Source organism: Paraburkholderia sp. IMGN_8, assembly GCF_038050405.1.
Lineage (GTDB): Bacteria > Pseudomonadota > Gammaproteobacteria > Burkholderiales > Burkholderiaceae > Paraburkholderia.
Window position 1 is genome coordinate 3,338,224 of sequence record NZ_CP150901.1, and the last position, 24,202, is coordinate 3,362,425.

The window sequence follows — 24,202 nt, forward strand, 5'->3', positions numbered from 1 at the left end:
GGCGAGCGGCACACAACCGGCGCGGCGCGACTCCCGAGACGTCTAACGATCTCAAGTCGCGCCGTGGCCGGTTTTTGTCGACTGCCGGACGACGAGGACCGGGATCTGACTGTGCGTCAGGACCTTCTGGGTCTCGCTGCCGAGCAAAAATGCCCGCATGCCGCTTCGACCGTGGGACGCCATGACGACGAGATCACAGTTGCGCTGTTCTGCAACGCTGATAATCGCCTCGTAAGGATGGGCACGATTCATGGCAACCGTATCGCACGCGACACCTGCTTGCGCAGCAGCTCGGGTGATGACCGCGAGGTAGTCATCCGCACGCTGCCGCGCAGCTTGAATGACTCGCTCCTCATTGTCCGCGATCATCTCCGTGCCATACGCGAGGACATGAAATTCCGGAATGACATGGAGCCCCGTGACTCTGGCTCCGCTTTCCGCGGCGAGCGTCACCGTCATGTGAATGGCGGCTTCAGATAGCGCCGAGCCGTCGGTCGGCACCAGCAGATGTTTGAACATACGTTTCTCCCCGCAACCAGGCCTGGTCGCAGTGCCATCCCGTTCGGAGCTTACCGCCTGAAACCTGGCACACCTGAATCAAAGGCGACCTCTTTGAGTATAGTCACCCTGACGCGGTGCCGGGAGGCAACCAGTTTGCACGAGCGCTGGCGGCCGCTGCACTGCGTATCGTCAATACGAAACCTCCAACGCTGGTCATGACCGGCTCGCCAGTTATTTTAAGTATCGAAATACAGGTAAAACTCCCAGGGATGCGGACGCAGTTTGATCGTGTCGATCTCGCGTTTGCGCTTATATTCGATCCAGGTCCTGATCACGTCTTCGGTGAAAACATCGCCTTTGCGCAAAAACGCGTTATCGGCCTCCAGTGCCGCGAGCGCCGCGTCGAGCGAGCCCGGGACCTGCCGGATGTTGCTGGCTTCTTCAGGCGGAAGGTCGTAGATGTTCCGGTCGAGCGGATCGCCCGGATCGGTCCTGTTTTCAATACCGTCGAGACCGGCCATCAGCATCGCCGCGAAAGCGAGGTACGCGTTGGCCGACGGGTCCGGACAGCGGAACTCGACGCGCCTCGCATTCGGCGAATCCGAATACATCGGGATGCGCGCCGCGGCCGAACGGTTGCGCTGTGACATTGCGAGATTGACGGGCGCCTCGTACCCCGGGACCAGGCGCTTGTATGAATTGGTGGTGGGCGCACAAAAAGCCATTAGCGCAGGCGCGTGTTGCAGCAAGCCGCCGATGTACCAGCGGCACATGTCGGACGTCAGCGCCCAACCGCTTGCGTCGTAAAACAGATTCTGTTCGTCTTTCCACAGGCTCTGGTGACAATGCATGCCGCTCGCATTGTCGGCAAACAACGGCTTCGGCATGAAAGTCGCCACTTTTCCGTGCCGGCGCGCGACGTTCTTGCAGACATACTTGTAGATCATCACGTTGTCGGCCATGCGCGTAAGCGTTGCAAAGCGCATGTCGATCTCATTCTGGCCTGCTGTCGCTACCTCGTGGTGATGCACTTCAATCTGTACGCCGGCCTGCTGCAGCGTCAGCGCGATCTCCGAGCGGATCTCCTGCAGCGTGTCGTGAGGCGGCACCGGGAAATAACCCTCCTTGTAGCGCTGTTTGTAGCCGAGATTGCCGCCGCCATATGCGCCCTCGTCGCGACCTGCGTTCCAGTCGCCCTCGGCCGACTCGACATAGTAGAAACCGCAATGCTGGTCCTGACCGAAGCGAATGGAGTCGAAGATAAAGAACTCAAGTTCGGGTCCGAAATAGCATGTCGTCGCCATACCGGTCTGGCGCAGGTAGTTCTCCGCTTTTTTCGCCACATAGCGCGGATCGCGCGAATACGGCTGCTGCAACACCGGATCGACCACGTCGCAGATGAGCGACAGAGTCGGCGTGTCGCAAACCGGATCGACGAAGGCGGTCGCCGGATCGGGTCTGAGCAGCATGTCCGATTCGTGAATCTCCTGAAAGCCGCGAATCGACGAGCCGTCGAAGCCGATTCCGGCGCCAAAGAGGTCCGGGTGAACTTCCGGAAGTGTGATCGAGAAGTGCTGCCAGAGCCCGGGTAAGTCGGTGAATTTCAGATCGACGATCTGGATATTTGTTCTCTCCAGCAGTTCTATCACGTCGCTCGCGCTTGCTGGCCGAGTGACGCGGTAGCACCCTGCGTCGACAGACACCGCGAAAGGCGATCCAGAAGCATCTTGCGTAGTGGACATTGGCTTGCTCCTCTTCCGACCCTCTGCCTCTGATCCAACTTTAGTCTGTCCGCTTACGAAAACAAGGCGCCAGCCGGCCTGGCTACCGGTCTTCCTCCAGCGCTTTCAGATAAGCGTCGCCGGCGTCTTGAGCCGCAGCGCGCATGGCGTATGTTTCGTCCGAAACGAGCGAACGTTTGACCTTTTGTGCCCCAAAGTCGACCAGCGTGATGACCCAGACATAGGCGCCAGACTGCTCGGCCGTTTGCACGAAAGCGCGCACCTCATCGCTGTCGTTTACCTTCGCTTTCATAGTGACCTCCAGAGAAACTGTCGCGGAAAGAAAACGGTTCGTGTGCCGGATGCCGGCGTAATTTATGGGAGTCTGGTAAGACTCGCGCTGAATTCGTCCTTCGTGAACGCACGGAGCGTTTGCGTGCGGACATTGCCTGCGGAGCCGAGCGCGTAGCCGAATGACATGAAGCTTTGCTCATCCGGTGCTTCCACGATCGTGACAATGTCATATTGGCCCATCGTCCAGTAGATCTCTTTCATTTCACAGCCAAAACCCTTGGCCTGCTCCATCGCCAGACCGGCCCGCTGTGGGCTGTTTTTGATGTTGCGTATACCTTGATCAGTGAATTGTGCAAGAACCACATAAGTTGCCATGACGATTCCCCTTACGATTGGTACGAGTCGGGATTCACACGCGCAGACAGACCGCGACCGCTACAGCGATCGCGTTGCTCGAAAGCGTTCTGCGCGTAACCTGATTTTAGGCAATGGAATCACGAGCCACTGACTGTTTGGATGCCCTCATTGAGTGCGATCAGTCTGGACCGTATGTCGTCTCGAGTACGGCAAGGGTAGCTTTGCGAAGCTTCCGTGCCCGCTCAGTGGCCTTCGTCGTCTTCGCCCAGCCTTCCATCGGCACTTCGATGCTGATCGGCAGATCGTCCGGCAGCGCACGCAGGATTCCGGCCAGATCGAGGCCACCCTCGCCCGGAATCAGCCGCTCGCAACGCGCCTGATAGAGCAGCGTTTCGAGGTCCTTCGGACGCTCCGCGGGTGCGTCGCAGAACTGCAGGTAGCGGAAGTATTCGCGCGGCAACGCACGCAGTTCGTCGGTCGACGAACCTGCGCGATCGAAGTGGATCGGATCGACGAGCAGTCCAACATTCGCCCTCTCCGCTGCCTTCACGATACGCGCGGCTTGCGTGATGTTCCTGGCGTCGGTCCATGGCATCGGTTCGATCGACGGCGTGAGTCCGAGGGGCGCGGCAAGGTCACACAGCTTCGCCAGGTTATCGGCGGTACGCGCTTCGTCGGGATCGTTGCCCGCGACTAGCACGTAGCGCGCGCCAAGCTCAGCCGCCGTTTCGAGTATCGGCTCGTAGGCGGCCACATCGGTATCGGGTTTGAGGCGCAGGATCTCGGCATCGAGCGCGCCCACGCCGGTGTCCTTCAGGCGCGCGAGCGTCTCGCGTTTCAATGGCGTATCGCCAACGAAGTCGTAACGCATCTCTTGATCCGTAGCGGGCAGAAGCCGCAAGCCGACGAAATCGTAGCCGGCGTCAGCTGCGCACTGGACCATCTGCGGCGGCGTCAATTCGATGACCGTCAATGCGGCAAGCGACAACGGGCGATTTTGCTGTGACATGTCCTTCTCGTATATTCAGGATGGCGAAGGTTCAGAAGCTGCCGTGGAACATCTTGATCGCGTTAGTCAACAGTTGGTGCGTTGCACTGCGGGGAATCCGCAGATCTTCCGACATAGCACTCAGCGCGCGATCCGTCCACGCTTTCTGCCAGCAATTCGATGATTGCCACACCTCGATCCAGGGCGCCCGGGTCGCTGCGCTCCTGCGAAGGACTTGCCCTGCCTGTCCCGGTTCGCGTGTCGCCCGCCGGGTAAACACCGAGCGGAATTCCATCCCACACTATATGGAAGACTATTCCACACACAACGGACTTGGATCAATATGGGTCCCAGCACCTCACCGACCGCGCGCTACTGATCGGAACAAAGAAGCCGAGGAACGCCCGGCCTCAACAAGCCAATTTCGGAGACGACATGGAAGCCCAATCGCAAGGCGCATCCAGCCCAGACGACGTGCAACATCACCGCAAGCAGACCAGAAAGGCGACCGCGAGCGGCTGGATCGGCTCGGCGCTGGAGTACTACGATTTCTTCATCTATGCGCAGGCCGCGGCGCTGATCTTCCCGCAGTTGTTCTTTCCGTCAGGCAATCCGAAAGTGGCGATCATCGCGTCGCTGGCAACCTATGGCGTCGGTTACGTTGCACGGCCGATCGGCGCGTTCTTCCTCGGACACTGGGGCGACACCCACGGCCGCAAAACCGTACTCCTCGTATGCATGTTCCTGATGGGCGCAGCGACGATGGCCGTCGGTCTCCTGCCGACGTACCACCAGATCGGCATGCTGGCCCCGACGCTTCTCGTCATCGTGCGTCTGGTCCAGGGCTTCGCGGTGGCCGGTGAAATCTCCGGCGCGAGTTCGATGATTCTCGAGCACGCGCCATTCGGCCGCCGGGGGTATTACGCGAGCTTCACACTGCAGGGCGTGCAGGCCGGGCAGATTCTCGCCGCGGCCGTCTTCCTGCCGCTCGCGTATTTCATGCCGGAAGACGCGTTCAATTCGTGGGGCTGGCGCATTCCGTTCCTGCTCTCCGCTGGCGTACTGGTCGCGGGCTACATCATCCGCCGTGAAGTCGAGGAAACGCCCGCGTTTACCAAGGAAGCCGGCGAAGCGGAAGTGCCGAAGGCGCCGATCAGCGAAGCGTTCAAGTACGGTTGGAAGGACATGATTCGCGTCGTCTGCATGGCGCTGATGAACGTGATCCCCGTCGTCGCTACGATCTTCGGCGCGGCCTACGCGGTGCAGGCCGCCTACGGTATCGGCTTTCACAAGAGCGTGTATCTGTGGATTCCAGTTGTCGGCAATATCGTCGCGGTGCTGGTAATTCCGTTCGTCGGTAATCTGTCGGACCGCATCGGCCGCAAGCTGCCGATCGCAGTCGGCGCGATCGGCTCGGGGCTGCTTTCGTTCGGCTATCTCTACGCGATCAGCATTCACAACGTGCCGGTCGCGTTCATCATGTCGCTGCTGATGTGGGGCATCGTCTACCAGGGGTATAACGCGATCTTCCCGAGCTTCTACCCGGAACTCTTCCCGACGCGCTCCCGCGTTTCGGCGATGGCGATCGCGCAGAACATCGGCACGCTCATTACAGCGCTGCTGCCAGCGCTGTTCGCGACTGTCGCGCCTCCGGGATCAGCCAACATTCCGCTCACCGTCGGCTCGATCACGCTTGGCGTGACGATCGTCGCAGCGCTCGCGGCATGGAGCGCACGCGAGACGTATCGCATCCCGATGAGCCGGCTCGGCGAGCCCGACGCCGTTCCCATCGACAAAGCCGAATATGACCGGCTGCGCGGACAAACCGTAGCGGACGAGAAGCTGGCAAAGGCGTCCGCCTGACCAACCTTCACGGCGCGCTCGTCACGATGCCGCACACGGCCGCGACGACCGCGCGTGTCGACGAACTGACGCCGACAGCGCCGATTCGCTTCAACGCTGACGACGATAGGCTTCGGCCATGAGCGCGCTAACCTCGGCGCGGGTCCTCAATGCATCCCGGATTGCGTCGGGAAGCCGCGAGAACCATTCGAAAACGGCTGGAGCAAGAACGGTGGCGGCAATTGCCGCTGTAATGAGCGATTTCATGAGTGGGGACCCGAGTAGGTTCTTCCGGCTAGCAGCCTGCTGTAGCGGAGGCGATGAAGCGCTTTCTTAAAACGCTGCCCGAGAGCAAACCGGGCGGGGGTTTCAGAAAATTGTCCGTCAAAGCATAAGTATAAACCCTAATGCCTGACAGGCTTCACCAAGCTTCACCAGGCTGAACCGCCCCGCGTCTCGCACCAATCATGCATAGCGCGCAAGAAACATATCCGCGGCGGATTCCGCTACCTGCTTCTGTTCCTCTTTGCTGAGAGGCGGCTGCCCCATCGTCACTTGCGGCCAGAAAGCGAACGCTTTCACGAGGCCCTGCAACTGCTGCGAGGCGAACATCGGGTCCGATGTCTTGAGACGGCCATCGGCAGCGGCTGCACGTATCCACACGGTCAGGTCTTCTTCGCGCTCACCCATGCGGGCCACCATGTCGCGCGCGCGCTCCGGCGAATGAATGCCTGCCGCGATCGCAACGCGCGCGAGCGACAGGAATGCCTCGTCGTTTAAAAGACTTAGCTTTTTCAACAGCAACTGGAGCAATTGCGCGCGCAACGGCTGAGAGCCGGAATAAACGGGCGCCTCTCCCGTGTCACTCGAGTCCCACAACTGCCGCAGGATGGCTGCGAACAGCGCTTCCTTGCTTGGAAAATGGTTGTAGACCGTACGCTTTGAGACGCTCGCGCGGGCTGCGATGCGGTCCATGCTGGTGGCGTCGAAGCCGGCCCCGAGAAATTCTTCGATAGCCGCGCTGATCACGGCGGCGCGCTTGCGATCGGTCAGGCGTAGACGGGTATCACTGGTATCCATAGCTAAATTTTACACCGGGCAGTTTACTTTTCCTGACGATAAACTACACTGCATAGTCTACTTTCCGCATCGGGACGCCCCACATGACATTGTTCACCGCTTCTATCCGCCGCGCTTTGGGCCTGACGGCAGCGCGACGCGGGCGTGAATTCTTCGACTCGTCAGCACAGCATGACGGCGAGCGCTTTCGTAACGTCAAGCCGCGGCCCGTCGAAGGAATCGGCAAAATGTTGAGCATCGCGTGGAATATGTTGCTCAATAAACCGGACGGCACTGCGCCTGCCAGCACTCTGCCCGTCGATGCGCTGACACGCGAACAGCTTGACGCGGCACCTGAGCGCAGCCTGTATCGCCTCGGGCATTCGACCATGCTGCTCAAACTGCGCGGTCAGTTCTGGCTGACCGACCCGGTCTTCGCCGAACGTGCATCGCCGTTCAAGCGGTTCGGTCCAAAACGCTTTCATGCACCGCCCATTGCGCTCGCTGATTTGCCGCCACTGCGCGGCGTGATTCTGTCGCATGACCACTACGACCACCTGGACCGCGAGACGGTGCTTGCACTCGCCAGTAAAACGAGCGTGTTTCTGACGCCGCTGGGTGTCGGCGACCGGCTGATCGAGTGGGGTATCGACGCGTCGAAGGTGCGCCAGTTCGACTGGTGGCAGGGTGTAGAGATCGACGGTGTGGCGTTCACGGCGACACCTGCCCAGCATTTCTCCGGCCGCAGTCTTTTCGACGGCAACAGCACCTTGTGGGCCTCGTGGGTCATCGTCGACGGCGATCTGCGCGTGTTCTTCAGCGGCGACACGGGCTACTTCGACGGTTTCAGGACCATCGGCGAGCGGCTCGGTCCATTCAACGTGACGCTGCTCGAAACGGGCGCCTACGACGCCCAATGGCCGTACGTTCACATGCAGCCGGACGAAACCGTCCAGGCGCACCTCGATCTGCGCGGCCGCTGGCTGGCGCCGATTCACAACGGGACGTTCGATCTGGCGATGCATCGCTGGCAGGAACCGTTTGAGCGCGTAATGGGGCTCGCCGCCGCGCGTGGCATTCCGCTCGCGACGCCGCGCATGGGCGAGCGGCTGGATCTGGCCGCGCCGCACCGCGGTGAGCGGTGGTGGCGCGAGGTCGCCGAGATCGCCGAGATCGTGCAGGAGCCCAGGACGTTGCGGCGCTGGTTTGCCTGCCGCAATGCTGGGCAAGCAAATTCGCAGGGCTAACTATCTACGCTCGCCGATACGGCGAACCAAGGCGCCTTGCCGCTCCGCGATCGCTCTGGTTGGCCGGGCGGCGAGCTTACCCCCGCTTGCTCCTGGGCGTTTTCGGGGGCGGCAGCACGATCGTGTCTTCTAACTTGCACCCGTCCTGGGACCGAAGCTCCAGCGTTCGGACTGGAGGGCCCTTCTGGACAACCACTTCGCGACTAATGCCGGTTTTCCCACACACCGGAAATTGACGCTCTGTCATACTGACCGTCCAGGCGTATGTTGGGAGATCGCCATGCCGGTATATGTCGATGAAGGATTCAGACCCTGTGTCACGGAATGCGCGACCGTCGCCTTTCGTGTCTGCTTCGACGATCGCGCCCAGATCTTCGAGGTGAGCGCTGAGGCACTGATCAGATATTGCGGAGCCGCGAGCAGACGGCGGATGGACCTTCTGATCGCATTCGAAGACGCGCAGCTTGAAATATTGAAGGTGGCGGAGCTCAAACAATCTTTCAAGCCGGCGGAGCCCATCAAGCTGGGCCTCGACGAATTCAGAATGGTCATGCACTAGGGTCTGGCGGAAACGGCACGGCCCAAGGCAACGACGGCGCGTGCCACCGAGGCAGCTACCTTCCAGCAGACTCTGGCATCCCGACAAAACGCTTTCCGCGCGATACTCGATACGCAATACGCGGATGTCAGGGCTATCTCTCCCGATACGCCGATCCCAATGAGAAGACCGCGGGAATGGCGTGCGCGTGCACCCAATTTTTTTAAATCGGCGTCGATTTCAGGTAGCCCGATTCGTCGTAGTATCAGAGCCGCCCGCCGATCCTGAATCGACTTCGGGGCCGTGCGGCTCCCACAACTCACTCAAGGAAAAACGACGATGAAAGTCATGGTGATGGTGAAGGCTACGAGCGAGTCGGAGGCCGGGAAAATGCCCAGCACGGAGTTGCTTACCGCAATGGGCAATTTCAATGAAGAACTCGTCAAGGCAGGCGTGATGCTCTCGGGCGAGGGCTTGCACCCGAGCGCAAGAGGCAAACGGGTGCGCTTCTCGGGCAGCCAGCGGACCGTGATCGACGGACCGTTCGCAGAGACCAAGGAACTCGTCGCCGGGTTCTGGCTGTGGCAAGTCAAGTCGATGGAGGAAGCCGTCGAATGGGTCAGGCGCTGCCCCAATCCCATGGAAGGCGAATCGGAGATCGAAATTCGCCCGCTTTTCGAGGCCGCCGATTTCGGCGCTGAATTCACGCCCGAGCTGCAGGCCCAGGAAGAAGGCCTGCGCGCTGCGGTCGAAGACGCGGCGAACAAGCCGCGCTGACGTGGGCGCGCGGCCCCGGAATCCCGAGAAGCGCGCGTCGTGAGGCTTGGCGCATCAGATTTCCACGCGTGCGCCCAACTCGATGACGCGATTGGCAGGCAGCTTCAGATAGGCCGCGACGTTGCCGACGTTGTGCAGCATGACCGCGAACAGCCGCTCGCGCCACATCGCCATGCCGCTGTCGCGCGTGGGTACCACGGTCGCCCGGCTGAGGAAATAAGACGTCTCTGCTGACTCGAAGGCGAGACCCGACGCCTTCAGCGCGCGTGGCAGATCGACCTCATCCATGAACCCATATGTGATCGTGATCTGGTAGCAGTCTGAGTCGAGCGAGTGCACGGTCACGCGCTCGCTCGCCGGAACCCACGGTATCTCCTCATTATTCACCGTCACGAAAACCACGCGATCGTGCAGCACGCGGTTGTGCATCAGATTGTTTATCAGCGAGTGCGGCACGCCGTCAGGATCCGCCGACAGGAAGATCGCCGTACCGCCGACCCGTATCGGCGAGCGGGCCAGCAGCTTCGCCAGGAATGGCTTGAGAGGCGTCGCCCCGGCCCTCACGCGCGCTTCGGCACGCATCATCTCCCAGCCGCGTCCCCAGGTCGCCATGATCGTGTAGATGATCAGCCCGACCAGAAGCGGGAACCAGCCGCCTTGCATCAGCTTCAGCAGATTCGCGGAGAAGAACGTCGCGTCGATGATGAAGAAAAATACGGTGGCGAAAACACACAGCAGCCAGTTGTAATGCCACGCGTAGCGCACGACGAAGAACGTGAGAACTGTGGTGATCAGCATCGTGCCGGTTACGGCGATACCGTATGCGGAGCCGAGCGCCGTCGATGAGCCGAAGCCGAGCACCGCGGCCACGACGGCAGCCAGCAGCGTCCAGTTGATGCCGGGCACGTAAATCTGCCCCATCTCCCTTTCCGACGTATAGACGACGTTCATGCGCGGCAGGAAGCCGAGTTGCATCGCCTGCTTCGTCATCGAATACGTACCCGAGATGACGGCTTGAGACGCGATGACGGTCGCGATCGTCGACAACACGATCATCGGATACAGCGCCCATTGCGGGAACAGCCGGTAGAACGGATTCTGCAGCGCCCCCGGATCGGCAAGCAGCAACGCGCCCTGCCCCAGGTAGTTCAATGCGAGCGCCGGGAACACCAGGCCGAACCAGGTCAACCTGATCGGCTTCGCGCCGAAATGTCCCATATCGGCATACAGCGCCTCGGCGCCCGTCAGCGACAGCACGACCGCCCCCAACGCAACGAAGGCCAGCCACCGGTGACGCAGGCAGAATGCGAGCCCGGTGAACGGATCGAGCGCGACCAGTATCGCGGGCGCCCTCGTCATATTGACGACACCCACCACGGCAAGCACGATGAACCAGAGCACCATCACAGGTCCGAAGATATTGCCGATGCCGGCGGTACCGCGCTTCTGCATCACGAACAGCGTGACCAGCGCAACCAGTGTCACCGGTATCACGTACGTCTTCAGAAACGGCGCGGCGACCTCCAGACCTTCGACCGCGCTCAGCACCGAGATTGCCGGCGTGATCACGCTGTCGCCGTAGAAGAGCGCTGCGCCCATGATGCCGACGCCCAGCAGCGTACGACGCAGCCGTGGCCGTGTCGCTACTGACGAAGCAGCGAGCGCCAGCAGCGCCATGATGCCGCCCTCGCCGTGATTGTTCGCGCGGAGAATCAGCGCGACATACTTGAGCGAGACGACGACAATCAGCGACCAGACGATCAACGACACGATGCCGACCACGTTCAGCGCGTTCAGCGTGAGTCCATTGGCCGGATCGAACACCGTCTGCAGCGTATAGAGCGGGCTGGTCCCGATGTCGCCATACACGATACCCAGCGCCGCAAGTGCGAGCGCGGCCATCGCCGGCCGGTGAGGCGCGGGTTCGCCGGGATGGCCAGCCTTGGCCCTGGCGGATACGGACTGGCTCATGTCTCGCTCCAGATTGGCGCTCCGGCGATGCAACGCACGCGATGTGCCGCTGCGCCGTGAGGAACAGATCGTCGCGTGTTCGCTCCGGATCGATCTGAAAGCACGATCAATGATCAGTTGATTGGCTTGCTGCCTTAGTTGTTCAAAGTATAGGGAAGCAACAGCCGAAAAGCAGGTTCGATGTGACAGCGAAAAAAAGCGTACCGCGACGGCCCGTCAGCGTCGGAACGCCGCCGCATGCCGGTCGATTGCCGCTGTTCGGCCGATAAAGTCCGCCAAGCGATTCGGATGTCGGCGGCACGCCTAGAACTTCGCGAAGAAAGCCCGTGCGGCGACCATGCAGAACGGCGCGACGAGTTCGGCATGGTAGGCCTGAAGCACCGCGGAGGCGCCGCCGTCGGTGGCACCTGCGGCAACGGCCTGGCTGGCGAGCGTCGATTTGGCGAGCGCAAAACCTTGCTTGATCGGAGCGTAGGCGTCGTTGGGCCCGGAGATCGGCGCGTCGACATCCAGCACGGACGTGAGCCCTGCCGGCACTTTGGCGTTCTGCCAGTAGGCCTGTTCGATCAGTGCGTTGAAGAAGAACACCATGGGATCCGACTGGCCGCCGCAGAGCAGAACCGGCGAACGCGGAAGCCAGTTTCGCAAATCGTTTCGCTTGAATGCCTGACGCAAGGGGTGGGTCGGATTGGCAGCCGGCGCCAAGGCAACGGTTGCATTGGGGAAGGCGCCATCGGGATTGACGGATGCGTCTTCGAGAAGGCTCAGCCGATACTCGTTGCGCACGAGGTTTGCGCTGCCGAACCCTGAAGCAAACAGCGGCGTCAGTGCGGGCGGCACGAGGGGCGGAGAAGTCGGCGGCGTCATGGATGCGAACTGCGGTGCGGGAGAAACGCTGCTGAAGAGTTGTGTCGCAGGCAGTTTCCCCTTCGCAAACAGGGTGTCGAGCGGCGTCACGTTGGGCAGCAGATTCTCGATGCCGGGCGCATAGGCAGCTTCGTAAAAGTCGCCGGGCTTGCGATAGATGTTCTGATACGCATGCTGGTAGCCCGTCACGACCAGCGTCGTGAACAGCGTAGAGCCCAGGTTCACTTCGCCTTCGATGAGCGCGTCGGCCGTGGCAGCGAGCGCATAGGGCCCCGATCCCGGCGCGGCAGCTGTCACGGTGACGCCCGCCGCTTGCAGCGCACGTTGCGTCGCCATCGCAACGTAGCCGCCTTGCGAATAACCAGTGACAAAGAGTTTGCCGTTTTCCCGCGTTTTTCTTTCCGACCTTTCCGTCTTCGCTTCGCTCAAGGCGATGCGCGCCGCCCGAAGCGAGTCGATCACATCGGTCGATTGCTGGTCGGCGTTCAGGTAGGGGTGGTACGGCAGATCGGAGCCGGCATAACCCGCGTAGTTGCTCGCGACCACGATATAGCCTTGGGCTGCGTACATGGCAGCGACGCTGATGCCCTCCGACGCGCCGTCTCCGTTGGCAGAATCTCTTTGCGTCACGTCGGCGATGTTGTAGTTGCGATAGGCGGTGGTGCCGTGCGCGTAGAGCATGAGCGGGCGCCGGCCGCTACAAGCCTGACGTCCGCCAGGAATCATCAGGGCGGCGCTGGCCGTGGTGGGCTCGCCTGCGGCGCCGATCGTGCGGTAGCGGAGATACACGATCTCCACGTTGCAAGCGGGGGCGCCGGCGACCTGGGCGAGTTGCTTTCCGGAGGCGGTCGATGCCAGCAGCTTCGAGAATGCCGCTGCGCTCAGGCGTAGTGTGGTGCGTTGATCGAGGAGTTGGCCGCGGGGATGGCAACGTGCGGCATTGCATCTGGAATCATCTTGTCCGTAGGCGGTGGCGCTCAACATGGAGCAGGTCAGAAATGCCAAGGCCGCGTTTCGCAAAGCTACAGGCATGTGAGGCTCCGTGTTGTTCGTGTGACAGCAGTTGGGGGTGCCTTCCAAGGTGAGATGAGTATAGGTAAAGAGGTCATGCAGGGCTAGCGTCGTCTTTGGCGACTTTTGCAATGAAATGCTTCAGAAAGGTTGGCCGGTATGCGCGGTTTGAAGCGGCCGACACGCCGCGCTCGTCGGCGGCGGGCAATGCGACGACGCGACACGGACCCGAACAGACAACGCATCGCTGAATACAACGCATCGGCACTACATCCGGTCTCGCATGGACAAAGCTAGAATCCGCTGGAATGCTTCAGGCCGCATGGCACGCTCCAGCAAATCGCGAGACAACCGGAACCAGGCACTACATGAAATCCTACGACGACGACCTCGAACATTTCGAAGCGCATGGCGCCGCGCCTCTGCCTGCCTCAAGCGACCGGGGCTACGTAGAGCACGATGGGGCGCGCATCCTGTATATGACATACGGAACCGGCTCTCCGGTGATTCTGCTGCATGGCGGTCTCGGCCATAGCGGCAACTGGGGCTATCAGGTGCCCGCGCTGGTCAGTTCGGGGCATCGCGTGGTGCTCATCGATAGCCGCGGCCATGCCCGCAGTACGCGCGATTCGCGCGCCTACACGTATGAGTTGATGGCGTCCGACGTTCTGGCCGTGATGGACACATTGCAGCTTGAACGAGCGGCCATCGTGGGCTGGAGCGATGGCGCATGCGTCGCCATGATCCTCGGCATGAAATCCCCCGAGCGAGTGGCGGGCGTATTTTTCTTTGGCTGCAACATGGACCCCAGCGGCACCAGGGAATTCAAACCGAGCCCGGTCATCGACCGGTGTTTCAGCCGGCATGCCAAAGACTATGCGCAACTCTCGGCCACGCCGGACGACTTCAATGCGTTTGTCGGCGCGGTCAGCAAGATGATGAAAACCGAGCCCAATTATTCCGCGCGCGATCTGGCTGAGATCCGTGTGCCGGTTGCGATCGTGCAAAGCGAGCATGACGAATTCATCAAACACGAACATGCCGACTACCTCGCCCGCAGCATTCCCGGCGCGGAATTGATTCTGCTTCCTGGCGTGAGCCACTTCGCGCCGCTGCAAAGGCCGGATCAATTCAACAGCGTGATGCTGGCTTTTCTCAGCAGGGTTCTTGTCGAACGGAATGGCGCGCAGGATTGCGCTTCGTCTTGACTCCGCGATGGCTTAGGTCACACCAATCAAGCCAAATTTCACGATGTGGCATGGCGCCTTGCTCTGTAAAAAATCGTGGTGCAAGGCACAAATTCGCCATTTCGCAATGTCGCCCCACGTTGCACATTGCAAAATGAAACGCATATATCATTGTTTTTAAATGATATTTTTTGATCGAATGAACCGTCTAACAACGCCTTGCGACGCGAGCCGCTGTCGTAGACTCTTTTACATGAGTTAGCGCTTCATGCGGTCGGGTCGAAACGGATAGGACGAAAACGCTGCTGAGTTTGTCCCCGCCTCCCGCAAGAAGCCGCCACGACATCGCGGTTTTTAATGGCAATTGGGAGACTAAAAATGAAAGGCTTTCGTTTTGGTTCGACGCAGGGAGCGTTCTACATTTTGCCGGGACAGGATGGTTGGGAAGCAACCTTCGGCAACGAGACGCTCGGTGAATTTTCCAGCCCGCAACATGCGGCCGACGACCTCGCGCGCGGCTTGACCTGCCCGCATCTGTCCGAAGTCGACACATCCACGCTCGAAATTCCGGAAAAAATCGGCGATTGGGAAATCGTTCACGTGTGATGACGGCAGGCATGCCAGCCGTCTACGTGCAAGTGGCAGCGACGATGGCGCTCACGAGCGCCATCGTCGTGTTTGCCGCCTTCAGTGCTTTAGGCGACAGCGTCCACGATCTTGTTCAACGTCGAGCTCGGGCGCATTGCCTTGCTCGTCAGTTCAACGCTCGGGCGATAGTAGCCGCCGATATCCGCCGGCTTGCCTTGCGCTGCGCCCAACTCTTCGAGAATCTTCGCTTCGTTGTCGGCCATCGCCTTCGCAACGCCAGCGAACTGCGCCTGCAGCGCCGCGTCTTCGGTTTGTGCAGCCAGTGCCTCAGCCCAGTACATCGCCAGGTAAAAGTGGCTGCCGCGGTTGTCGATACCGCCAACCTTGCGCGCCGGCGACTTGTCGTTGTCGAGGAACTTGCCCGTTGCCTGATCCAGCGTCCTGGCCAAAACCTGCGCCTTCGGATTGTGATACGCGCCGCTCAGGTGTTCGAGCGACGCAGCCAGCGCGAGGAATTCGCCGAGCGAATCCCAGCGCAGGAAACCTTCTTCGACCAGTTGCTGAACGTGCTTCGGCGCCGAACCGCCGGCACCGGTTTCGAACATGCCACCACCTGCCATCAGCGGGACGATCGACAGCATCTTCGCGCTGGTGCCCAGTTCCATGATCGGGAACAGGTCGGTCAGGTAGTCGCGCAGCACGTTGCCGGTGACCGAAATCGTGTCCTTGCCGGCGCGAATGCGCTCGAGCGAGAAACGGGTCGCTTCGACCGGCGTCATGATGCGGATATCCAGACCGCTGGTGTCGTGATCCTTCAGGTATTGCTCGACCTTCCTGATGATCTGCGAGTCATGCGCGCGAGCCGCGTCCAGCCAGAAAATAGCGGGCGTGCCCGTAGCGCGCGCGCGGTTGACCGCCAGCTTGACCCAATCCTGGACCGGTGCGTCCTTGGTCTGGCACATGCGCCAGACGTCCCCTGCTTCGACCGGTTGCTCGAGCAGAACCTGACCCGCCGTATCGATCACGCGAACCACGCCGTTCGCCGGAATCTGGAACGTCTTGTCGTGTGAGCCGTATTCTTCCGCTGCTTGCGCCATCAGGCCGACGTTGGGCACGGTGCCCATCGTGACCGGGTCGAACGCGCCGTGTTTCTTGCAGTCTTCGATCACAGCCTGGTAGACGCCCGCGTAGCAACGGTCCGGAATGACCGCCTTGGCGTCGTGCAGCGCGCCGTCCGCGCCCCACATCTTGCCCGACTCGCGAATCATGGCCGGCATCGACGCGTCGACGATCACGTCGCTCGGCACGTGCAGGCTCGTGATGCCCTTGTCCGAATTGACCATCGCCAGCGGCGGGCGCTGTTCATACTGCGCCTTGATATCCGCTTCGATCGCTTCGCGCGTTTCGGCCGGCAGGTCTTTCAGGCGCGCGTACAGATCGCCGATGCCGTTGTTCGGATTGAAGCCCACTTGCGCCAATGCGTCCGCGTGCCTGGTCAGTACATCCTTGTAGAACACCGACACCACGTGACCGAAGATGATCGGATCCGACACCTTCATCATGGTGGCTTTCAGGTGCACGGAGAACAGCACACCCTTGCTCTTCGCATCGGCGATCTCTGCTTCGATGAAGCTGCGCAGCGCGTTCTTGCTGATCACCGAAGCGTCGATGATCTCGCCCGCTTGCACGGCCGTTTTTTCTTTCAGGACCGTCTTCGTGCCGTCAGCTGCCGTCAATTCGATCTTCACGCTGCCGGCCGCCGCGATCAGCGCGGATTTTTCGCTGCCGTAGAAATCGCCGCCGCTCATGTGCGCCACGTGCGACTTCGAGTCCGCGGTCCACGCGCCCATCTTGTGCGGGTGCTTGCGCGCGTAGTTCTTCACCGACAACGGCGCGCGGCGATCCGAATTGCCTTCGCGCAGCACCGGGTTCACCGCGCTGCCCTTGATCTTGTCGTAGCGCGCCTTGACGTCTTTTTCAGCGTCGGTCTTCGCCTCGTCCGGATAGGCCGGCAGCTTGTAGCCCTGGTCGCGCAGTTCGGTGATCGCGGCCTTCAGTTGCGGCACCGACGCGCTGATGTTCGGCAGCTTGATGATGTTCGCTTCCGGGCGCGTGGTGAGTCCACCCAGTTCCGCCAGATCGTCGGAACCCTTTTGTTCCGCGGTCAGGTAGTCCGGAAATGCAGCGATGATCCGGCCGGCAAGCGAGATATCACGCGTTTCAACGATCACGCCGGACGAGCGCGTGAAAGCCTTGACGATCGGGAGCAGCGAGTAAGTCGCCAGTGCAGGCGCTTCGTCGGTAAGGGTGTAGATGATCTTTGGCGTGGACATGTTTAATGCTTTGCTTGGTGAAATGAAAGACAGAGCGTTGTAGCGCTGAGCCAGCGAGGTTGCGACGAACGGCGCAAAGGCAGCGCGACCCACGGCACTACTTTTTACGGCCCGCACGTGAGTATATGCGTGTTTTCCAGTACGCGCTGCTAGATAAACATATGCCGCAGACGTCCCAAACCGGCCCGACGCCCGCCAGGCATGGGTTTGAGGACATTCCCCCAAGTCTTTTGTCAGATGTCTTATAGATGACTTGCCACGATCAAATTGTTAATGCGAATCATATGCATTAACATTCACACGAATTTGCCGTTTTTTTGCGCACGTTCAACCAACCACTCGCTCAACCGATGCCTTCCCGCACACCTTTGGCGCAGGAAGGCGTTACGCCGCCCAATTCAAAGAATATGCAGAATCAATTTCTTGCCGGCCGCCCTGCGTTTGCGCGCGGCCAACGCCGCACTCCGTCGCTTCTCAGTGCAGGGCTCCTTGTGAGCCTCGGTCTTTCGCTATCCACGCTGTCGTCGTCCGGATGGGCGCAGGCGGTGGTAACGGATGCCGCCACGCTTCCCTCGGTGAGCGTATCGGCGTCGCGCGACGACTCCGCGGCGCAGGCCGACACCGTCAGCGCCGGCGCGCTGGGTTCGCGCAAGCAGGTCGATACGCCGTTTTCGACCCACGTCGTGACGAGCGAAGAGGCGCAGGATCTGATGGCCACGACCGCCAACGATCTGTTCAAGTACGATCCGGCGGTGTCGGTCAGCAGCGAGAACTCGGTGAGCGAAAACTCGATGTTCAACGTGCGCGGCATGCCGATCGACACGCTGAACAGCATCAAGGTGGACGGCCAGAGCTTTCCGTCGTGGGACACCGACCTCCCGCTCGAGCCGTTCGAGCAGGTCGAATTGCTCAAGGGCTTGTCCGGCTTCATGTATGGCTTCGGCTCGCCGGGCGGCATCGTCAACTACGTGCTGAAACGGCCGACCGACGATCCGTACCGCAGCGTTTCGATCGACTATCAGTCTGCCGGCGTATTTAGCGAAAAGGTCGATCTGGGCGGCCGCTTCGGCAACGACAACCGCTTTGGCTACCGCCTCAACCTCGTCAACGAAGACGGCAACACCGCCGAGTCCAACGGTCACGTGCGCCGCAAGGTGGCGTCGCTCGCGGTCGACTTCCGCGTGACGCCTGACCTGACCTGGTCCGCCGACGCGTTCTACCAGAAGCGCAAGACCAACGGCACGCTGTTCGGCCTGATGTTCGCCAGCGGGCTCAGCATTCCTGACGCGAGCACGGTCAGCCATTCGCTGACGCAGCCGCAGAATTACTACCAGACCGAGATGGCCTCGTTCGGCACGGGGCTCGACTACCGCATCTCCGATAACTGGCATGCGAGCCTGAAGTACCGCTTCGCCAAGGAGAATCGCACCAATTCGGACAGCTTCCTGTATGTCAGCGACGACGCGGGCAATTACTCGAACACGCTCTACGCCGCGATGACGCGTTACTTCTATCAGAACGTCGACGCGATGGTGCAAGGCAAGTTCAGCACCGGCAGCATCAAGCACGACGTGGTCGTGGGCGCGGGCTTTCAGACGCAAACCAGCGAGTACAGCAATAGCGTCGGCTGGAACGACGGCTACTTCCTCGGCAACGGCAATCTTTACAGCAGCACGTTGTTGACCAACGACGAAGTCAGCATTGGCTCCGACCTGTACCGCCAGCAACGCACCACGCAGGCCGCGTTGTACGCGAGCGATACCGTGCAACTCACTTCGCGGCTGTCCGCGCTGGTCGGCGTGCGATATACGCAATACCGCCAGCATGTCTACGACACGACCGGCGCTGTCTCGTCGCAATACAGTGCGGATCCGGTCACGCCGACATTGGCGCTGATGTTCAAGACCGATCCCTATTCGACGTTGTACGCGAGCTATGTCGAATCGTTGGAACAAGGCGGTTCGGCGTCGAACACCAACGCCAATTACCCGGCCACGTTCGGCCCGCTCAAGAGCAAGCAGTATGAAATCGGCTTCAAGTCGGATCACAGCAAGTGGGGCGCCAATCTTGCGCTGTTCCGCGTCGATCAGGGGTACAACTACACGAATTCGGCCAACGTGTTCGTGCAGGACGGCACCAAGCGGTATACGGGCGTCGACGCGAGCGGCTGGCTCGCGCTGACCAGCGAATGGCGCGTGGTGGGCGGGGTGATGTGGCTCGATACCAAGGCAGTGGACGTCGACGATGTTTCCGTCGAAGGTAAGCGGGTGTATGGGGCACCGCGGTTTACTGTGACTGGACGTGTTGAATACAACCCCGCGTATTTGCGCCCCTTGACGCTCGCGTTTGGTGGGAAATATGTCGGCAGCGAGGCGGTCAATGCGGATAACTCGCAGTTCGTGCCGGCTTATGTCACCTACGATCTGAGCGGCCGGTATGAGACGAAAATCGCAGGGAAGGACGTGACGCTTCGTGCGGGAATCAATAACCTGTTCAACCGCCGGTATTGGACCACTGCGTGGGGGTACTATGTGTCGCCTTCGCCGACACGGACTTTTGTGGCTAGCGCTACGGTGCAGTTTTAATTCGGCACGAACCGAGGGGGCCCAAACCAGGAGCGGGCCCCAAACCGGCGGCGTTTTTTACGAAGCACCGTCACGGCGCACGCAGCGCCGCCAAAACTCAATCGGGTGCTTGCTTATGCGGAAAAAGTCGCGCGGACGCTGCCGAAACCGTCTATCTGCGCGCTGAAAACGCCCGGCTCGGTCACCGCGACCATCGGACCGAGTGCGCCGGTCATCAGCACGTCGCCCGCCCGCAGCGGCGTGCCGAGTTGCACCATCTGGTCCGCGAGCCACGCGGCCGCGTTCAGCGGATTGCCGAGACACGCGGCGCCGTTGCCGCGCGACAGCACGTTGGCGTCGTTCGACAGCGTCATCGCGCACCCGAAGAGATCCACGTCGCGCAGCAGCATCGGACGGCTGCCGAGCACGAAGCGCGCGCTCGACGCGTTGTCGGCGACGGTATCGACGAAGCGGATGTTCCAGCCGTCGATCCGGCTATCCACGACTTCGATCGCCGCAACCGCGTAGGCGGTGGCGCGAATCAGGTCCGCGTAGGTGTTCCTTTCGTGGATGAGGTCATGTTCGAGCACTAGCGCGATCTCCGCTTCGACCTTCGGTTGAATCAGTTCGCCAAGCGGAATCGGCTGGTTGTCGCCGTATGCCATCGACGCGAACAGCGCGCCGAAGTCCGGCTGATCGACGCCGATCTGGCGCTGCACGGCGGGCGAAGTCAGCCCGATCTTGCGCCCGACGATGCGCTCGCCGGCCGCCACGCGCGTCTCGGCATTGATCCGTTGCACCGCGTAGGCGAGTTCGGCTGCGTCGGCGGCGTTGGCTGCCTGAGCGAATCGTTCGTCATCGCGCAGCGGCGCGACGGTCCAGCGCGCGCGCTCGGCTTCGCGCAGCCGCAGGGCTAGCGCTTCAGCATGGTTTCGGTTGATCATGATGGGCTCCCAGGTTCGGTTGGGTAGACGGATTCGGCGACAGGCCGCGCGTGATCGCATTGTCGGTCAAACCGTCGAGCGCGGCCAGCTCGCCCTCTGCGAGCAGATTCAGAAACGCCCGGTCCCATCCGGGATTGCGCGGATGCAATGGCTTTCGCCGGCGGCGCATGAAGGCCGCAGCCCACCTTACGCCTCGGCCTGAACGACATGCCCCGCCAGCATCGCAAGCCCTTCATGCAATGCCGGAAACAGGCTGCGGTTGAAGTTGTTCCAGCGTAGCTCAAGAATCGTGTCGTCCTTGTCGATCTCGGTGTTCAGCGCGTCGTGGATCACTTCGCCGGAATCGATACCGTTGTCGACGTAATGAAACGACGCGCCCGTCAGATATAACGGCGTCACCGGCACGGTCTCCATCGTCTTCCAGTCGACCACTTTCTTGCCGCGCGCGCCGTAGAGCGCATCGAGCGTCGCATAGGCGCCGCGCCGCTCATACGGCGATTCGGCACGTGTCACGCCCGGATGAATATTGACGATCTTGCGATAGAACGGCGCGTCCGGCCGCACCAGTTCGTCGAGAATGATCAGCAGCCCATCGAGCACGACGAGATCGGCCTTCAACTCGACCAGCGTATCGAGCAGGTGCTTTTCGAAACGACTCTTGCCGGCCGCGCGTCCTGCGGCGCCGAGCGGCTCGCGGCGGTATGTCGAGGGAATCGCGAGCAGCAGATCGTTGACGGGCTTGCCTTGCACACGCAGATTCGGCGGATAGAACCAGTGTTTTCCCGGTTTTCCAGGTTCGCCAGGCTCGTACGAGAAGCCATATTCCTTCAGCTTCTCGCGATCCGGAGCGGAGCCCGCATCGTCGTCGTAGATGACCTTTTCCAGCGAGTACAGATCGCCGAGACCGGTTTCGTTGAGCGCCTCGACGAGCGATTCGAGCACCGACTTCATGTAGCGCGTGCCGCTCTTGTAAGCGATGTCCTGCCCCGCCTTGTCGGCGGCGGCGTTTCTCAGAGACCAGATATAAACGAGTTTTTTCTTCGGCATAGTCGGTTCGAGTATGGGTGAGTCGTTGCAATGTTGAACATGGCAATGGCTGTTCGGACGGCGCTCGAAACTCAGCTGCCCGCCCGAACGCCTGCCGCTTACCAGTCGTACTTCGCCGTCGCGATCACCGTGCGCGGATTACCGTAGAAGCATGTGTTCACCGACTGGCAACCGCTCACAAAGCGGCGATTGAAAATGTTCTGACCGTTGATCGCGAAGCGCCAGTTGCGCATCTCGTAGTGAATCGTCGCGTCGTACACGGTGTAGCTCGGCACGTACAGCGAGTTGTCGGCGGCCCCCGCCGAGCCGCTCTGATAGCGAATGCCGGCGCCCATACCGAAGCCCGCGAGCGGCCCGGCGTGCCACGTCCAGTCGCCCCACAGCGATGCCATCTGACGCGGCCGAGGAATATCGACCGGCCATTTGCCCAGCGTATCGTCGCCGGCCTTGATGTTCTTTACGTCCTGGTACACGTAAGCGGCCATCACCGACAAGTTGCGCGTGACATTACCCACCGCGCTCAACTCGATGCCGCGCGAGCGCACTTCACCGGTTTGCACCGGCGTGCTGCCGGTCGGATCGAGCGCGAGATCGGGTGTTATGACGTTGGTCTGATTGATCTGGTAGACCGCCGCGCTCAATAGCAGATTCTTGCCGGCCGGTTGCCAGCGCAAACCCGCTTCGATCTGCTTGCCCCTGGTCGGCTGGGCAATTCCGCCGCCCGCGATTTTCACGCCGACGAGCGGGTTGAACGACGTCGAATAGCTGATATACGGCGAGAGACCATAGTCGCCGAGATAGACGATCCCGACGCGCCCCGAGAACGCATGATCGTTCTGCTCCAGTTGCGTGCCGCCCGCGATGTCGTTCTGTTTCGTATTGCTCCAGTCCTGACGGCCGCCGAGTGTCAGCACCCAGCGCTGCCACTTGATCTGGTCCTGCGCGTACAGGCCGAACGTGTTGAGCGTCGACTTCGTATCGGTGCGCGGAAACGCGGTGGGGCCGGAGAAAATCGCGTTGGTGATCGGCGTATACACCGGGTTGTACATGTTCAGACTCGGCGCGGTCGCCATCCACTCGCTATCGGTCGTGGACTGCCGGTTGTATTCGAAACCGAGCAGCACCGTATGCTCGAGCGGACCCGTGCCGAATCTGGCCAGCGCCTGGTTGTCGACGTCGAAGCGGCTGTAGTTCAACTGGTAGAGACCGGCGTAGCGCAGCAGCGACGCCTCGGTCGGATCGGCCGGATCGAGACCGCCGCCGAACACCTGCCCCTGGTCGAGCGAAAGATGCATCAAGCGGGTGTTCTGCCGGAAAGTCCAGACCGAATCGGGCTTGTATTCGAACTGGTAACCGGCCGACCATTGCTTCTTGCGGTAATGAGAAAACGCCGGGTCCCCCGTGTACAGATCCGGCGAAATCTTGCCGTTCGGATTCGGCAGGATCGTGCCCTGTGCCGGCAAGAAGTTGTTCGACGCGTCGCCCCAATCCTGCAGATAGCTCGCCTCGACAGTGAGCGAAGTCCTGGCGTTCGGCTGCCATTTGATCGAAGGCGCGATGGCGACGCGCTGCTCCGGATTCGGCCCGGTCTGCGAATTGCCGTCACGTCCCACGCCGACGAAACGATAAGACAGCGTGCCGTCCTTATCGATCTTGTCGCCCACGTCGAACGCCAGTTGCTTGCGCGCGTAGTCGCCGAGTTGCATTTCGACTTCGCGGATGCGTTCGCCATTCGCGAGCTTGCTCTGCACGTCGATGATCGCGCCCGGATCGCCCTGCCCATAGAGCACCGAAGTTGGACCGCGCAGCACGGTGATGCTGTCGATCATGTATGGATCGACGCGCCAGCTCGAAAGATTCAGCGTGTTGGGCACCTGCAGGCCGTCGACGAACACGGTCGGCGTGAAGCCGCGCAGCACCGAATACCAGTCGGAGCGCACATCCGCGCCATACGACGAAAAACCCGGAATGTAGCGCAGCGCCTCGTTGATGCTGGTCGCGCCGGTTTCCTCGATCTGCGCGGCGGTCACGACGTTGATCGTCTGCGGAATCTCATTCAGCGCGGTGTCGGTCTTGGTGCCGGTGCTGCTGCGGCGTGCGACGAGGCCCACGGTCCCTTCGTTTTCAGCCGAGGCTTTAACGCTGATCGAAGGCAGCGTGCTGGCTGGCGTGGCGTCCTGTTGACTCTGATTGTTCTGCTGCTGTGCGTCGCCAGCCGGCTGTGCGGCCGGTTGTGTCACCTGCTGCGCCTGCGCGTGGCCGGCTGCCGCCGCGCAAAACGCCACGCTTGTCGCGGCTGCGATCGCACGCCGACGCGTGCCTATTGCCCACTCCATCTCTCGATGCTCCAGGTTTTTATGCGGCCT

General features: G+C 61.2%; 19 protein-coding genes and 2 pseudogenes. 8 read left to right on the forward strand and 13 right to left on the reverse strand.

Translation table 11 applies throughout. The annotated features are described in order from the left end of the window. Positions 1 to 51: 51 nt before the first annotated feature. The 5 genes from WN982_RS36175 to WN982_RS36195 form a co-directional block, all read right to left on the reverse strand. The gene (locus WN982_RS36175; protein ID WP_341316784.1) at positions 52 to 519 is read right to left on the reverse strand and encodes a universal stress protein; all 468 of its coding nucleotides are present in this window, start codon (positions 517 to 519) and stop codon (positions 52 to 54) included. Between the two features lie 218 nt (positions 520 to 737). Beyond that, entirely contained in the window at positions 738 to 2,243 is a 1,506-nt protein-coding gene (gene glnA, locus WN982_RS36180; protein WP_341316785.1) for a type I glutamate--ammonia ligase, read from the reverse strand. An 82-nt stretch (positions 2,244 to 2,325) separates the two neighbouring features. Then, on the reverse strand, positions 2,326 to 2,535 hold the full coding sequence (locus tag WN982_RS36185; protein ID WP_341316786.1) for a hypothetical protein: 210 nt from the start codon (positions 2,533 to 2,535) through the stop codon (positions 2,326 to 2,328). Between the two features lie 62 nt (positions 2,536 to 2,597). Further along, positions 2,598 to 2,891, reverse strand: a complete 294-nt coding sequence (locus WN982_RS36190; protein WP_341316787.1) for a GYD domain-containing protein — start codon at positions 2,889 to 2,891, stop codon at positions 2,598 to 2,600. A gap of 160 nt (positions 2,892 to 3,051) precedes the next feature. Then, positions 3,052 to 3,882 (reverse strand): sugar phosphate isomerase/epimerase, encoded by an 831-nt coding sequence (locus WN982_RS36195; protein WP_341316788.1) that lies wholly within the window; start codon positions 3,880 to 3,882, stop codon positions 3,052 to 3,054. 414 nt (positions 3,883 to 4,296) lie between these two features. Here WN982_RS36195 and WN982_RS36200 point away from each other — a divergent pair, with 414 nt between their 5' ends. Together WN982_RS36200 and WN982_RS36205 are read left to right on the forward strand one after the other, a co-directional pair. Next, the gene (locus WN982_RS36200) at positions 4,297 to 5,724 is read left to right on the forward strand and encodes an MFS transporter (protein WP_341316789.1); all 1,428 of its coding nucleotides are present in this window, start codon (positions 4,297 to 4,299) and stop codon (positions 5,722 to 5,724) included. Next, positions 5,718 to 5,810 (forward strand): annotated as a pseudogene (locus tag WN982_RS36205) (shikimate dehydrogenase); the annotation flags it as partial. The gene WN982_RS36200 and the pseudogene WN982_RS36205, both read left to right, overlap by 7 nt. A gap of 358 nt (positions 5,811 to 6,168) precedes the next feature. Here the strand turns inward: WN982_RS36205 and WN982_RS36210 are convergent. After that, the gene (locus WN982_RS36210; protein ID WP_341316790.1) at positions 6,169 to 6,783 is read right to left on the reverse strand and encodes a TetR/AcrR family transcriptional regulator; all 615 of its coding nucleotides are present in this window, start codon (positions 6,781 to 6,783) and stop codon (positions 6,169 to 6,171) included. Positions 6,784 to 6,866: 83 nt separating this feature from the next. On the opposite strand from WN982_RS36210, the gene WN982_RS36215 reads away from it, so the two are divergent. From WN982_RS36215 to WN982_RS36225, 3 genes are all read left to right on the forward strand, one after another. Next, positions 6,867 to 8,009 carry an MBL fold metallo-hydrolase gene (locus WN982_RS36215; RefSeq protein WP_341316791.1) on the forward strand — a complete coding sequence of 381 codons (1,143 nt, stop codon included), beginning with the start codon at positions 6,867 to 6,869 and terminating at the stop codon, positions 8,007 to 8,009. Between the two features lie 280 nt (positions 8,010 to 8,289). Then, on the forward strand, positions 8,290 to 8,568 hold the full coding sequence (locus WN982_RS36220) for a hypothetical protein (RefSeq protein ID WP_341316792.1): 279 nt from the start codon (positions 8,290 to 8,292) through the stop codon (positions 8,566 to 8,568). Between the two features lie 318 nt (positions 8,569 to 8,886). Continuing rightward, the gene (locus WN982_RS36225; RefSeq protein WP_341316793.1) at positions 8,887 to 9,324 is read left to right on the forward strand and encodes a YciI family protein; all 438 of its coding nucleotides are present in this window, start codon (positions 8,887 to 8,889) and stop codon (positions 9,322 to 9,324) included. A 54-nt stretch (positions 9,325 to 9,378) separates the two neighbouring features. Here WN982_RS36225 and WN982_RS36230 read toward each other — a convergent pair whose 3' ends face one another. Further along, entirely contained in the window at positions 9,379 to 11,295 is a 1,917-nt protein-coding gene (locus WN982_RS36230; RefSeq protein WP_341316794.1) for a potassium transporter Kup, read from the reverse strand. A 303-nt stretch (positions 11,296 to 11,598) separates the two neighbouring features. After that, positions 11,599 to 13,146, reverse strand: coding sequence for an alpha/beta hydrolase (locus tag WN982_RS36235; RefSeq protein WP_341316795.1), 1,548 nt, complete (start codon positions 13,144 to 13,146; stop codon positions 11,599 to 11,601). A 395-nt stretch (positions 13,147 to 13,541) separates the two neighbouring features. Between WN982_RS36235 and WN982_RS36240 the strand changes: the two genes are divergently transcribed. Together WN982_RS36240 and WN982_RS36245 are read left to right on the forward strand one after the other, a co-directional pair. After that, a complete protein-coding gene (locus WN982_RS36240; RefSeq protein WP_341316796.1) occupies positions 13,542 to 14,381 on the forward strand; it encodes an alpha/beta hydrolase in 840 nt (279 codons plus the stop codon). A 357-nt stretch (positions 14,382 to 14,738) separates the two neighbouring features. Then, positions 14,739 to 14,966, forward strand: coding sequence for a hypothetical protein (locus tag WN982_RS36245; RefSeq protein ID WP_341316797.1), 228 nt, complete (start codon positions 14,739 to 14,741; stop codon positions 14,964 to 14,966). Between the two features lie 89 nt (positions 14,967 to 15,055). On the opposite strand, the gene WN982_RS36250 is transcribed toward WN982_RS36245, so the two are convergent. Next, a complete protein-coding gene (locus tag WN982_RS36250) occupies positions 15,056 to 17,281 on the reverse strand; it encodes an NADP-dependent isocitrate dehydrogenase (protein WP_341316798.1) in 2,226 nt (741 codons plus the stop codon). Positions 17,282 to 17,688: 407 nt separating this feature from the next. Between WN982_RS36250 and WN982_RS36255 the strand changes: the two genes are divergently transcribed. Continuing rightward, the gene (locus WN982_RS36255; RefSeq protein WP_341316799.1) at positions 17,689 to 19,866 is read left to right on the forward strand and encodes a TonB-dependent siderophore receptor; all 2,178 of its coding nucleotides are present in this window, start codon (positions 17,689 to 17,691) and stop codon (positions 19,864 to 19,866) included. 113 nt (positions 19,867 to 19,979) lie between these two features. Here WN982_RS36255 and WN982_RS36260 read toward each other — a convergent pair whose 3' ends face one another. From WN982_RS36260 to WN982_RS36275, 4 genes and pseudogenes are all read right to left on the reverse strand, one after another. Then, positions 19,980 to 20,789 (reverse strand): fumarylacetoacetate hydrolase family protein, encoded by an 810-nt coding sequence (locus tag WN982_RS36260; protein WP_341316800.1) that lies wholly within the window; start codon positions 20,787 to 20,789, stop codon positions 19,980 to 19,982. 46 nt (positions 20,790 to 20,835) lie between these two features. Continuing rightward, positions 20,836 to 20,943 (reverse strand): annotated as a pseudogene (mhpB, locus tag WN982_RS36265) (3-carboxyethylcatechol 2,3-dioxygenase); the annotation flags it as partial. 32 nt (positions 20,944 to 20,975) lie between these two features. Further along, positions 20,976 to 21,836 (reverse strand): formyltransferase family protein, encoded by an 861-nt coding sequence (locus tag WN982_RS36270; protein ID WP_341316801.1) that lies wholly within the window; start codon positions 21,834 to 21,836, stop codon positions 20,976 to 20,978. Positions 21,837 to 21,934: 98 nt separating this feature from the next. Beyond that, the gene (locus WN982_RS36275; protein ID WP_341316802.1) at positions 21,935 to 24,172 is read right to left on the reverse strand and encodes a TonB-dependent siderophore receptor; all 2,238 of its coding nucleotides are present in this window, start codon (positions 24,170 to 24,172) and stop codon (positions 21,935 to 21,937) included. Between the last annotated feature and the right edge of the window lie 30 nt (positions 24,173 to 24,202).